The sequence below is a fragment of the Prevotella merdae genome (genome assembly GCF_900290275.1).
Taxonomy (GTDB): domain Bacteria; phylum Bacteroidota; class Bacteroidia; order Bacteroidales; family Bacteroidaceae; genus Prevotella; species Prevotella merdae.
This window is the reverse complement of the sequence record NZ_LT985323.1, coordinates 956,666-969,612: the sequence shown is the minus strand read 5'-3', so window position 1 is coordinate 969,612 and position 12,947 is coordinate 956,666. Positions and strand designations below refer to the sequence as shown.

8 protein-coding genes and 2 pseudogenes are annotated in these 12,947 nt (G+C 44.5%); 3 read left to right on the top strand and 7 right to left on the bottom strand.

The genetic code is table 11. The features are described from left to right. Positions 1–10: 10 nt before the first annotated feature. Positions 11–1,072, top strand: a complete 1,062-nt coding sequence (gene buk / locus C9991_RS03905; RefSeq protein WP_106811289.1) for a butyrate kinase — start codon at positions 11–13, stop codon at positions 1,070–1,072. Positions 1,073–1,168: 96 nt separating this feature from the next. Further along, positions 1,169–1,789, top strand: coding sequence for a transposase (locus C9991_RS03900; protein WP_157949354.1), 621 nt, complete (start codon positions 1,169–1,171; stop codon positions 1,787–1,789). A 294-nt stretch (positions 1,790–2,083) separates the two neighbouring features. Here the strand turns inward: C9991_RS03900 and C9991_RS03895 are convergent, their stop codons facing one another. From C9991_RS03895 to C9991_RS17235, 7 genes and pseudogenes are all read right to left on the bottom strand, one after another. Beyond that, positions 2,084–2,731: a nitroreductase family protein gene (locus C9991_RS03895; RefSeq protein WP_106811287.1), complete on the bottom strand. Its 648-nt coding sequence runs from the start codon at positions 2,729–2,731 to the stop codon at positions 2,084–2,086. A 140-nt stretch (positions 2,732–2,871) separates the two neighbouring features. Further along, positions 2,872–4,005: a 4Fe-4S binding protein gene (locus C9991_RS03890; RefSeq protein ID WP_106811286.1), complete on the bottom strand. Its 1,134-nt coding sequence runs from the start codon at positions 4,003–4,005 to the stop codon at positions 2,872–2,874. A 151-nt stretch (positions 4,006–4,156) separates the two neighbouring features. Then, positions 4,157–4,981, bottom strand: a pseudogene (tnpA, locus tag C9991_RS03885) (transposon Tn4555 protein TnpA); the annotation flags it as partial. Positions 4,982–5,278: 297 nt separating this feature from the next. Then, entirely contained in the window at positions 5,279–6,880 is a 1,602-nt protein-coding gene (locus C9991_RS03880; protein ID WP_106811285.1) for a leucine-rich repeat domain-containing protein, read from the bottom strand. Between the two features lie 9 nt (positions 6,881–6,889). Next, positions 6,890–9,739 (bottom strand): leucine-rich repeat domain-containing protein, encoded by a 2,850-nt coding sequence (locus C9991_RS03875; RefSeq protein WP_106811284.1) that lies wholly within the window; start codon positions 9,737–9,739, stop codon positions 6,890–6,892. Between the two features lie 127 nt (positions 9,740–9,866). After that, positions 9,867–10,541: a hypothetical protein gene (locus C9991_RS16965; protein ID WP_232823234.1), complete on the bottom strand. Its 675-nt coding sequence runs from the start codon at positions 10,539–10,541 to the stop codon at positions 9,867–9,869. 48 nt (positions 10,542–10,589) lie between these two features. Further along, positions 10,590–11,558 (bottom strand): annotated as a pseudogene (locus C9991_RS17235) (leucine-rich repeat domain-containing protein); the annotation flags it as partial. Positions 11,559–11,933: 375 nt separating this feature from the next. Here C9991_RS17235 and C9991_RS03865 point away from each other — a divergent pair. After that, positions 11,934–12,884, top strand: a complete 951-nt coding sequence (locus tag C9991_RS03865; RefSeq protein ID WP_106811282.1) for a helix-turn-helix domain-containing protein — start codon at positions 11,934–11,936, stop codon at positions 12,882–12,884. The last annotated feature ends 63 nt before the right edge of the window (positions 12,885–12,947 follow it).

Here is a 12,947-nt window from a genome sequence, read left to right as displayed (position 1 = left end):
TCAAATTGCTATGAAAAGAATATTCGTCATAAATCCCGGATGCACATCTACCAAGGTGGCTGTATACGAGGACGACAAGGCGGTGTGGACATCAGACGGTCTGCACCCGCAAGAAGAGATAGACAAGTTTATGACCGTAGACGACCAGTACGAATACCGCAAGGACTTTGTGCTGAATCTACTGCGCGAGGCAGGCATTCCACTGAAGTTTGATGCCGTAATAGGTCGTGGCGGTTTGCTTAAGCCATTGCATGGCGGCGTGTATGCTGTTAACGAGCAGATGAAGTACGACTTGCACCATGCCCATCATCAGCACGTGTGCAACCTCGGCTCGCTTATTGCCGACGATATTGCACGCGAGTGTGGATGCCCAGCATTTATGGCCGACCCCGTTGTTGTGGACGAGATGATGACACGCGCACGCTACACCGGACTGCCTTTCATGAAGCGCGAGTCTATATTCCACGCCCTCAATGCCAAGGCTGCAGCACGCCGATATGCCAAGACCTGCGGCAAGGTATACGAGAATATGGACATCATTGTGGCACATCTTGGAGGCGGCATATGTGTGTCGGCTCATCATCTTGGCAAGGTTATCGACGTGAACAATGCCCTTAACGGCGACGGTCCTATTGCTCCCGAACGCTCGGGAACATTGCCTGCCGACCAACTTGTGCGCCTATGCTTCTCGGGTAAATACAAGGAAAGCCAAGTGATGAAGATGCTTGCAGGCTACGGTGGTTGCCAGGCCTTGTTGGGCATAAAGGATATGAAGGAGATATCGAGCCGCGCCGAGGCTGGCGAGGAGCCTTACCACGAGGTGCTTGAAGCTATGCTCTACACCATATCCAAGCAGATAGGCGCCATGGCTGTGGCGCTTTGGGGCAAGGCAGAAGCCATTATTCTTACGGGAGGTATTGCCTACAGCAAATACTGTGTAGAGGAAATAAAGAAACAAGTTGACTTCCTTGCTCCCGTTGTGGTACTGCCTGGCGAGGGCGAAATGGAATCGCTTGCCTTTAATGCCCTCGGGGCGCTAAACGGGGAGCTGCCTATACACGAATACAAATAAATGGGAGCGGGGACGCCCTCGTCCCCCGATAAAGCAAACAAATTCCCTAACTATTCGGGGACGAGGGCGTCCCCGCTCCTAAAAAAGCACTCATACATGAATAAATTTCTCAACAAACACGAACCTATATACGAAACAACAGGCAACCTACCCCATTGGACACAATACGGAAAGATTACTTTCGTCACATTTCGTCTTGCCGACTCCCTTCCCCAATACATCATTGACAACATCAAAACCGAATATGAATCCATCAAACAGCAATTATTAAAAGAAGGTTATCTAAAAGAACTCGAATTTTTAAAAGTGAAAAAACATAACCAACTGGAGAAATATCTTGATAAAGGCTATGGTTCATGCATATTAAAAAATAAACTATATCAAGATATCATTATACAAACACTTGAACACGACAATAACCTCATGTATGAATTGCATTGTTATGTCATTATGCCAAACCATATTCACTTACTTATAGAACCAAAAGAACAAGCTACTATTCAACAGATAATAAAAACTATAAAATCTGTTTCTGCACATAAAATCAACAGTTACACCAACCAAACGGGTTCTATCTGGCAAAAGGAATATTTTGACCGTATTATTAGAAACGAAGACCATTACAATCGGGTCATCAATTATATAAGACAAAACCCTTCCCATTGCTCTCCTTCTGAATACATCCTCTGGGAGCGGGGACGCCATCGTCCCCGATAAAGCAAACAAACTCTCTGGGAGAGGGGACGCCATCGTCCCCTGATAAAGCAAACAAATTCTCTGGGAGAGGGGACGCCCTCGTCCCCCGATAAAGCAAACAAATTCTCTAATTATTCGGGGACGAGGGCGTCCCCGCTCCCAACCGTCCCCGTTTAATATATATTACTTGCCCATTTAATATATATTATTTGCTCATTTAATATATATTACTTTGCCGTTGAATATATATTGCTGCCTTGCTCTCAATTCGGAGATGCCTTGCTCTCAATTCGGGGACGAGGGCGTCCCCGCTCCTTATTTATACGATATATTCTCTTCCTTGAATTTCGCCTTTGGTTGTGGATGTTCTGCCGGATATCCAATTACCACCATGTTGAGTGGAATAAGATTGCTCGACAACGACAATGCTTTGCCTATTGCTTGGCAACGCTCTTCTGACGGATAGGCACCTGTCCACACAGCACCAAGCCCCATGGCGTGGGCAGCAAGAAGCATATTCTCAGTAGCAGCCGAAGCATCCTGAATCCAGAAGTCGCGACCGCCACCCTCTATCATTTTCTCGGTATCGCCACAAACCACAATGGCGAGGGGTGCCTTCTTTATCATCTTGGCGTAGGGGTTGGCATCGGCGAGAGCGTCGAGCAAGTCACGCTGGTCGACAACAACGAAGTGCCAGGGTTGTTTGTTCATTGCCGTGGGAGCTGCCATAGCAGCACGCAGCATTTTTTCTATTTTCTCCTTCTCTACGGGTCGCGCCTCATAGTCGCGTATACTGGTGCGAGTGGCGATGTTGTCGAGCACCGCCTGCTCTGCATTTACTGTTTCACCTTCGCTTGCCGACTTCTCGGTAGAGGATTCACCAGACACCAAGCGCACGCCAAGCACTACTACAACCAAGGCGAGCACAATATTTAATACTATCGATTTGTTCTGTAAATTCATAACTCAAAAATTATAAAACTAAAAACCTTATAATCGCCAACGGCAACAATTCAAAATCTCAAAGCGCAGCCTAACAATTCATAATTGAACAATTCAAAATCGCCGTAGGCAACCAATTCAAAACTCAAAATTCAAAATTCCTAACTCCTCAACAGGCTTCCCGTTGGGCATACGAATCTGCAATATGGCCGCGGCACCCATACCGAAAGGACGAGAAACAATACGGCAAACACTATTACCCACACCGAAGCCGAGGAGTATAGAAACGCCGTGAACAGCTCGTAGTCCATCCATGCGGTCCACGTTGCGGTTAGCATGAGCACCATAAGCACTCCCCACAGAACGTTGCGGAACATGTTGAGCGCTCTGTTCAAGCGGGGCGAGATTCGGGGTTTGCGTCGAGTGAGTTTGCCAGCAAGTTCCTGAGCCGAACCAAACGGACACATGTGGGCACAGTAGTGTCCTGGTCGACCTGCCAAAGGATAAAGCATAGCCACCACTACCATCAGCAATGGGGCTGCGAGCGTGGCGAGTATGGCGAGGTTTATGCCTCCCGAGAAGAGTCGCATGAGCAGGGTGTAAGAAACGAATGTGCCGGTCCACAAGCCGAGAACGATGACGTTGAGAACCAACTGCACATAATGCCAACGGCGATTCTTGACAAACAGCGGAACCACAGCACCCATCAACACCACTATCAAAGCCACGATGCCACCAAGAGTAAACCCACCAGACGAGACAGAAGACCCCGACACATCTACAGAACCAGTGGCATCGGGCGCATTGCCGAGTGCTGCATGTTGCTTGGCATAGGCAAGTCCACGCTGCACATTGGCTATGATGGCACGCGACGAGAACGTAGCTCCCGTCACACCATCCACCTCCATTGCCGTAGCCTCATCAACGGTCTTGCCCTGCCATTGAGCAAGGATAGCAGAAGCATGATTGAAGAAGTCGGGCGTTTCGGCATTAGGCTCTGCCACGATGCTGTCCACCACCCCACTCTTGCTTACATGAATGCGCAGCGGAACCGGTCCGCCATATCCCTGCACGTCTTTGGCAAGCAGGCGTGTATTCACAACCATTGTGCCATCAGGATGCACCGACATGGTGTCGTTGCCTAATGCCACGGCATCAGTAGTGATATGTGCGTGGCGCATGTCGATACCGAATATCCTGCCGTCGCGCACTATTGCCGCAGCCGAAAGTATCAGCACTACAACCACAAGCGATAGCAGAGCAGGAATAAAGTTTTTGTTTTTCGCGTTTTGCATATTTAATATTAATTTGTTTTATTAAGTATGTGTTCATATTTATCTTTATATATGAGCGGCAATCAGTAGGAGGGTATGGCATCCCTGCCATACCCACTCTGCCATGATTGTACAGCCAATTTAGTGGGTATGGCAAGGATGCCATACCNTTGGCTGACGAAAGACCATAGATTTGCTGCACCTGCTCAACGGTATAGTAGCGTTCATCGTTCACAAGGTCAGTTCTGCGGAGTTCGTTCAAATGTGATTTGGAGTAATAGGTACGCCCGTACTCTCTTTTAGTGGGTATCTTATGGCGATAGGTGTAGGCACGGAGTGCGGTCGGCTTCATGCCGAACAGTTCCTCCACCTCCTCGGTCAGTAGCCAGTCGGTAATTTCGCTAATATCAACTGCCACACCGAAAAACTCGTCAATATGCTTCTTGCTGTAATAGTTCTTTCCTGCGATACGGCAGATGGGGATATGGTTACGCTTGGCGGAAGTGTAAAGCCATGACTGCTTTACCTTAAAAAGGGACATCACCTCCTCGCCCGAATAGAAGTCCAACACTTCTTCGCTTTCCTTTTCCCTTTTTTCTCTTTTGGCAGGTAAGGAAGATGAAGATGATTTCCTTGGTGTGGAGGTGTTGCCGGGCAGGATGCGGTGATAGGGATTGCCCTCCAACATCTGCTCGATGTCGGCTCTGCGGATGAATGCCATGCGGTTGCTGATGCGTGAGGCTTTCAGCTTGCCGATGGCTACAAGTTTGTAAATGTACTGTCGGGAACAGCCCATGAGGATGGCTGCTTTGGAAAAGGTGAGATACTCCTGATGCTGTATCTCCATCAAGGGTTGGGCGACTTTGAAGAGGTTGTTCTTCTGCATCACTCTGGCTCGTTTGGCTTCTGCCTGACAAGCCTCACTGCAATATCTTTGCATACCGCTTCGGGTTACAAAGGACTTGCCGCAAAAACTGCATTTTCTGGTTGCTTTCATACCGTTTTATCGTTTAATGGTTCATTTCTTCAATCCTATATCTCTGAAATGGTAAACGGATGTGAACGGAAGTCAACCATTGTCGCTTTTCTACACAGTGTGACTGTTTCCGCATATCGGGGCGGTTATTGTCGCTTGTCGTAAACGGTTGTAAACCCTTGTCAACTGTCTGCACGGTGTGACAAAAAACAAGCCCCGCAAATTCTCCACGTCAGAAATACGTCTCAAAAATATGTGGAAATTTGGGAAGCGACAAATGGCAACCGAAAAGTGTTAAATTTTAGAATATGCTGGTAATTAAAGATTTACACTCGGATATTTCTGATTAGTTTTGGTTGTTCTATGGTTATAAATACATCCATAGAAAGCCTGGTCGGGGATTACACTCAGAGCATTTGGCAACGTAAGTTCTGTAAATCCCTCACATTCTTGGAAAGCCAATTCCCCGATAGTTGTTAATGAGTTGGGCAATATCAGAGATCCCTTAAATCCTGAACATCCTAAGAAAGCGCTTCTCCCTATTGTTTCCAGTTTATTTGACAGCGTTAGAGTGCCATTGAATCCAGTGCAATAGCCAAAAGCACTGTTGCCAATCTCTTTGACCGAATTAGGTATGACAAGGTCTCCTGTAAGACTGGAACAATATCTAAAAGCATCCTCGGGGATTACACTCAGAGCATTTGACAGCGTTAGAGTGCCATTGAATCCAGTGCAATCGTAAAACGCCTTTTCGCCAATCTCTTTGACCGAATTAGGTATGACAAGGTCTCCTGTAAGATTTTTACATTTATAGAATGCATATGCAGGAATTTTTGTAATCGGAGCGTCAAACTCTATCACGCACTTGCCATCAACAACACTATGCGCCACGATGTTTGCACCAAATTGATCTGGATTATCTATGTTATTCACAATCTTGCCGTCGGAAGTCGTGTAACGGAAGAAACTATGATTACAGATTTGGCAGACATCATCGGCGTTAGGCTGATGTCCAGTGGCAGCAACAGAAGTGGTAAGGCCGCAAATAGTGTCGGATGCAGTGAATTGTATGGGTTGGAATGTCACATCATAGGTAGCCGAGCAATTATACTTTTCCTTATATATATCATAACTAAAGTAATAATTATACCTCTTGGAACCAACTTTCTCGCGTTTGCCATTTTCGCACTTGTATATAATCCAGTTGCCTTCTTTAGATGCCAACCCATTATAGTCCTGAATCTCCCACGACAACCTCATTTTTCTGCTGTCATAAGACCTCACTATCATTTTAGTAGGACGAACGTATCCACCGATGGTGTTGTCGAGTGACACGTATTCGGTTATAGGATGTGCTCCACTATAGTCTTGCCATAAGCCTCTCACGCTTATTTTATGGCCGTAGTAGGAGAAAGAATTGTCAAAGGAAAGCTTCAATTCGATAGTGCACCACCGTTGCGATTGGGTGCCTTTACCGTCATTTTCGCTATATTGATAAATTTGCAGATTGGAGAATTGTGCTGTGCCAATATATTTATAGTTGAACGAAATATTTATTTTGTTGCCTACTGGACCAGGGGTTAAAGAATTTCTCATCTCGTATTCTTCAGCATTGCTTATCTTTTGCCACAAATTATTGAGTAAAAGTGATGATTGTGGTTGGTCGTCAATATATAATTCAACAGTTCTATTCTTAATGAAGCGTGACGAGCGACCTGCAAGGTTGTACATCCATAATTTGAGCGTTACTTCTGTGCCACTGTTTGTGTAGTTTGTGCTGATAACTTTCACCTGAGGCTTGTAGGTGAATTCTACGGCTGCCGCCTTTCCCGCACCAGCCATACACAAGAACAGCGAGAGCAGTGTGTAGACTACTGCTCTGCCGAAATGTTTACGATAAAGTTGTCTAATATTATGCATTGTCTTTTGTTATTTGATAATTATCTTCTTAGTCTTTCCCGACTTCATGCGCACGATGTTTACGCCCTTTTGTGGTTCGTTGAGACGCTTGCCGCTGAGGTCGTAGTATTCAGCCTCGGCATCGTTCAATGCATCAATAGCGTCGATGCCAGTAGTAGAGCCGTCGATGCGCATGCTGAGTTGGGCAGGAGCATTGGCAGAAGTGCCGTCGAGCCAAGCGCGGAACGGATTAACCTTGACGCCATTAACCGAAGTCGAGCCTTTCAGTTCCTCTACATTCCAGAAACTGTTCTTTGATATTACATATCCGCTGTTGACATCCTCTGTCCAGTAAGTGCCGCGGAATTTCATGCCGCCCACGTCTTGAGCCACTCTTTCCATATTCAACTTTGCAATGTTAGAGCCAAATGTCAGCTCTGCTTCGCTGCCTTTGCGCTTTACCACGCATGGAGTTCCGGCTGCCACTGTTCCTTCAAGTTGTTTCAATACAAGTTCCTCGCCAGTCATATTGTCGATGGAATACAGATGGTAAGGCTCGCTGCCAGTCAGCGTCAATGAGTAAGGCAACACGAGTGTGCCCCAGTTGTTCGACATCTGGCGGGTGTAGGATATTTCATTAACTGTGCCACTTGCCTTGTCGCTAATATATGAGTCGTCGCTCAGACTGACTGCCTTCTTCTTCTGACCTAAGAATCCCGATATACCTTCTGGTAATGACTGGAAATTAACAGTCTTAATATTATTAGTATTACCAAAAACATAATAACCAATTTTTTCCAATGATTTAGGCAGCGTCACTTGTCCTGTTACTGCATTTAGATTTAGGCAATCAGAAAATGCATTATTTCCAATTTCCGTCACCGAGGCAGGAATTACAAGTTCTCCTGATAGACTTCTACAAAGCATAAAAGCTTGAGTAGGAATTACACTCAGAGTATTTGGCAACTCAAGTTTTGTAAAACTGCAACAAGTACGGAAAGCCGATTTTCCGATAGTTGTTACTGAGCTGGGCAATGTCAAAGATCCCCTAAATCCAGAACATCCGTTGAAAGCTGATTCCCCTATTGTTTCCAGTTTATTTGACAGCGTTAGAGTGCCATTGAATCCAGTGCAATTGTTAAAAGCATGGTTGCCAATCTCTGTTACCGAATTAGGTATGACAAGGCTTCCTGAAAGACCCTCACAACCTTTAAAAGCAGACTCGGGGATTGCACTCAGAGCATTTGACAACTCAAGTTTTGTAAAATACTTACAATTCATGAAAGCTGCAATTCCGATATCTGTTAATGAGCTGGGCAATTTCAAAGATCCCGTAAATCCAGTACATCCGTAGAAAGCATTTTCCCCTATTTTTCCCAGTTTACTTGACAGCGTTAGAGTGCCATTGAATCCAGTACAACCTGAAAAAGCACTGGCACCAATCTCTTTTACCCCATCAGGTATGACAAGGCTTCCTGAAAGACCCTCACAACCTCTAAAAGCATATTCGGGGATTGCACTCAGAGCATTTGACAACTCAAGTTTTGTAAAACTCTTACAGCCCGAGAAAGCCGAACTTCCAATATTTGTTACTGAGCTGGGCAATTTCAAAGATCCCGTAAATCCAGTACATCCGTAGAAAGCATATTGCCCTATTTTTCCCAGTTTACTTGACAGCGTTAGAGTGCCATTTAATCCAGTGCAACCGTGAAAAGCATGTTCACCTATCTCTGTTACCGAATTAGGTATGACAAGGTCTCCTGTAAGACTATTTTTGTTATAGAATGCATTTGCAGGAATTTTCGTAATCGGAGCGTCAAACTCTATCACGCACTTGCCATCAACAACACTATGCGCCACGATGTTTGCACCAAATTGATCTGGATTACTTATGTTATTCACAATCTTGCCGTCGGCTGTGGTGTAAGAAAATATACCATGCTGGCAATATCGGCACACTCCATCAAGTGTGGTATGACTTCCTCGGGATTTGGAAACTGTCAGACCGCTGATGGTTGCTGTTTCGCTAAAGCCATTGGGCAGGAAGGTAAAATAATAGGTTGCCAAACATCTGAAATTTTTAGCGGCGATAGTAATACTTCCTTGTGTCGTTGGATCTGTGACTTCCGCCTGTTTGACACTTGTGCCGTTCTCTTTTTTGTATAATACCCACTTGCCTTTGATGTTCTCGCTATCTTGCCAACCAGACATTCCCCATGTGAATAATACATCATTACGAAACTTAGAAATTTCTAAATTGGTGGGGTAAACGAAGCCGTGGAGAGTGTTCTGGAGGTCCCAGATTTTATCATTATACTTACTATCGTCGCATCTGTCACGCCAATTACCATTCACGCTTACAGTATGTCTACGATAAGAAAACGAATTGTTGAAAGAGAGTTTAAGCTCAATAGTGGTCCACTTCGTCTCCCCTGTATTGCTATTATAGGGACACTTCTGGTTTCTTTGGGCGTTGCAAAACTGCGCTGTGCCTACGTTTACGCCATCAAGCTTTATAATGCCTTGCGAACCCACATTGCCTCTATTCTCGTAATTCTTGATTTTATCCTCGTCTTTGTGATAGACATTGGAAATCAGACTCCACATATTGTTAAGAGTGCATGCATCTTTGTCGTCTATACGAAGCATGACATTACCTGTAAAGTAAGCGTTGTCGCCATCGTAGTTATACATCCATAATTTAAGCGTAACCTCGGTGCCATTGTTTGAATAGGTCGGACCGGAGATAAGTTTCACAATCGGATTGCGAGGTGTCCTGCTACCAGCAGACATAGTGCTTGCTCCTAACATGCACATCAGGAATGAAAGCAAAGCGTAGAGATATACTCTGCGTGGGTGTTTGAATTTGAATGTTTCCATAATAGTTATTTAATTTTATTTTATTCGATATGGTGCAAATTTAAGGGAAACACGGAGAATGTGCCTTATAACGTTCCTTATGCTCAGTCTGTCGGGTGGTATTGGGTGTATTATGCATTGTCTTTTGTTATTTGATGATTATCTTCTTAGTCTTTCCCGACTTCATGCGCACGATGTTTACGCCCTTTTGTGGTTCGTCGAGACGCTTGCCGCTGAGGTCGTAGTATTCTGCCTCGGCATCATTCAATGCGTCGAGAGCCTCCGCAGCGTTGATGCCAGTGGTAGAACCGTCGATGCGCATGCTGAGTTGGGCAGGGGCGTTGGCAGAAGTGCCGCTGAGCCAAGCACGGAACGGACGAACCTTGACGGCTGTAACCGAACCCACCCCTTTCAATTTCTCTACATTCCAGAAGCAGTCTTTGGCAATGATATAACCGTCGGTAACGTCCTTAGTCCAGTAAGTGCCGCTGAATTTCATGCCGTCCATAGGTTGATCATTTATTGCCATATTCAACTCGGTATAGTGATGGCCAAACGTCAGCTCTGATTCTGTGCCGTTGCGCTTTACCACGCATGGAGTTCCGGCAGCCACTTCGCCATAGAGTTGTTTCAATACAAGCTCGTCGCCAGTCATATTGTCGATGGCATAGAGGCGGTAAGGCTCGTCACCAGTCAGCGTCAAGGGGTAAGGTAACACGAGTGTGCCCCAGTTGCTCGTCATCATGCGAGTGTAGGATATGGCATCAACTGTGCCAGTTGCCAAGTCGCTAATATATGAGTCATCCGTCAGATTGAATATCATACTCTGCCAACCTAAGTTTCCCGATATACCTTCTGGTAATGACTGGAAATTAACAGTGTGAATATTATTAGATGAACGAAAAACTCCAGTACCAATTTTTTTCAGTGATTTAGGAAATGACAAATATCCCGTGAATCCATAACAATTTTCGAAAGCACTATTTCCAATAGTCGTTACCGAATTTGGTATAGTCAAATTTCCCGTGAATCCAGTACATATAGAGAAAGCCGACTCTCCAATAGTTGTTACAGAATTTGGTATAGTCAAATTTCCCGTGAATCCAGTACATCCATAGAAAGCCGAATTTCCAATAGTTGTTACTGAATTTGGTATAGTCAAATTTCCCGTGAATCCATAGCAATTATAGAAAGCAAAATTTTCAATATTTGTTACTAAGTTTGGTATAGTCAAATTTCCCGTGAATCCATAGCAATCAGAGAAAGCCGACTCTCCAATAGTTGTTACTGAGTTTGGTATAGTCAAATCTCCCGTGAATCCATAACATTTTTTGAAAGCCGAACTTCCAATAGTTGTTACAGAGTTTGGTATAGTCAAATTTCCAGTGAATCCTTTACAATTATAGAAAGCCGAACTTCCAATAGTCGTTACAGAGTTTGGTATAGTCAAATCTCCCGTGAATCCATCACAATAATAGAAAGCAAAATTTCCAATAGTTGTTACAGAGTTGGATAATGTCAAATTTCCCGTGAATCCATAGCAATTATAGAAAGCCGAACTTCCAATAGTTGTTACAGAGTTGGGTAATGTCAAATTCCCCGTAAATCCAGAACATCGTTCAAAGGCATATTCTCCTATCACTTTCAGGTTATTTGATAATGTAAGAGTACCATTGAATCCTTTGCAATTGTAAAAAGCATTATCGCCAATCTTTGTTACCGAATTAGGTATGACAAGATTTCCTGAAAGACTTGTACAACCCCAAAAAGTCCATTCAGGGATTACATTCAGAGACATTGTCTCTGGAAACTCAATTTTTGTAAATCCTGAACAACTATAGAAAGCATATTTTCTTCATGTATTTAGAGCCTTATAACTAACCATAACTTACTATGATTAACTAAACGTAAAGTCTTGATTTTCAATATTCTTTGATTTTTAACACTTTCTAAGTGCTTTTTGGCAGTTCCCGATTTTCCACATATTTTTGCAGCGTATTTCTACCGTGGAGAATTTGCGGAGCTTTTATTTTGTCATATCGTGAACGTAGTTGACAAGGGTTTACGAGTGGTTACAATGGAGGACAGATTTGAAGCTGATAGGCAAAAAGCGTTATATCGTGGACTGGGTTGACAAAGGTTGTCAATGGTTCACTTCCGTTTACTCCATCGGTGGAATACTCAAAGTATGTAGAACATAGCAATATCATAGAGTATGAGACCGACAAGAAAATGTGAATTTTGTGGCAAGACATTCGTGCCAAGGAGCGGTATGCAGAAATACTGTTCCGAGGAATGCCAGGCAGAGGCAAAACGTCTTAGGAAGAAAAGACAGCAGGACTTGATTAACGGCATTGAGCCAATCATGGATCTGCAACATCAGGAGTATCTTACCTTCTCCAAAGCTGCCATTCTGATGGGATGCACCCGACAGTATATCTACAAACTTGTGGCTAACGGCAAGCTGAAGGCATCAAGATTGAGCAGCCGAATGGCATTCGTGAGAAAATCTGATATAGAGAAGATGTTTGAGGGTAATCCCTACAAGCGTGTGATTCCTGCCAGCAAGAGCAAGCCCTGTAAAAAGCCAAAAGCAGAAAAGCCAACACAAAACCTGGAATCAACAAAAGGGAAAGAGGAGAATGAGGTGCTTGACTATTATTCGGGTGAAGAAGTGATGTCCATTTATAAGGTCAAGAAGTCTTGGCTCTACACTTCCGCCAAGCGCAACCAGATACCGATGTGCCGTATCGCTGGCAAGAACTATTACAGCAAACGGCATATTGATGAGTTCTTCGGTACTGCCGTTGACCTCAACAGTATCACGGAATGGGTGACTGCTGATGATGTAGAGGATGCTTTCAGCATGAGCAAGTCGGCACTCAGGGCATACACCTACCGCCATAAGATACCGACCAAGCGAGAATACGGACGTACCTATTATTCCAAGGAGCATCTTGAAGAACTGCGCAGGACTGACCTCATGAACGATGACAACTATTATACCACCGAACAAGTGCAGCAGTTGTATGGTCTGACAAGTGCAAACATCTGCCATATAGTGAGAGTTCACCATATCAACAAGGTAAAAGTTGGAGTGAAAAACCTGCTTTTGAGGACGGATGTGGAGCGAGCAATGGCAGAAAGGGCTGCTAAAGGACTGTGAAAGCAAGTGATTTCAGCATTATCCATCAGTTACTATGAATAATTGGAGTCACGGATGCATCAT

Bases quoted from the DNA above. Each gene is read 5' to 3' on its own strand.
- buk (WP_106811289.1), top strand. From the start codon at position 11: ATGAAAAGAATATTCGTCATAAATCCCGGATGCACATCTACCAAGGTG.
- C9991_RS03900 (WP_157949354.1), top strand. From the start codon at position 1,169: ATGAATAAATTTCTCAACAAACACGAACCTATATACGAAACAACAGGC.
- C9991_RS03895 (WP_106811287.1), bottom strand. From the start codon at position 2,731: ATGAATTTACAGAACAAATCGATAGTATTAAATATTGTGCTCGCCTTG.
- C9991_RS03890 (WP_106811286.1), bottom strand. From the start codon at position 4,005: ATGCAAAACGCGAAAAACAAAAACTTTATTCCTGCTCTGCTATCGCTT.
- C9991_RS03880 (WP_106811285.1), bottom strand. From the start codon at position 6,880: ATGCATAATATTAGACAACTTTATCGTAAACATTTCGGCAGAGCAGTA.
- C9991_RS03875 (WP_106811284.1), bottom strand. From the start codon at position 9,739: ATGGAAACATTCAAATTCAAACACCCACGCAGAGTATATCTCTACGCT.
- C9991_RS16965 (WP_232823234.1), bottom strand. From the start codon at position 10,541: ATGATATTCAATCTGACGGATGACTCATATATTAGCGACTTGGCAACT.
- C9991_RS03865 (WP_106811282.1), top strand. From the start codon at position 11,934: ATGAGACCGACAAGAAAATGTGAATTTTGTGGCAAGACATTCGTGCCA.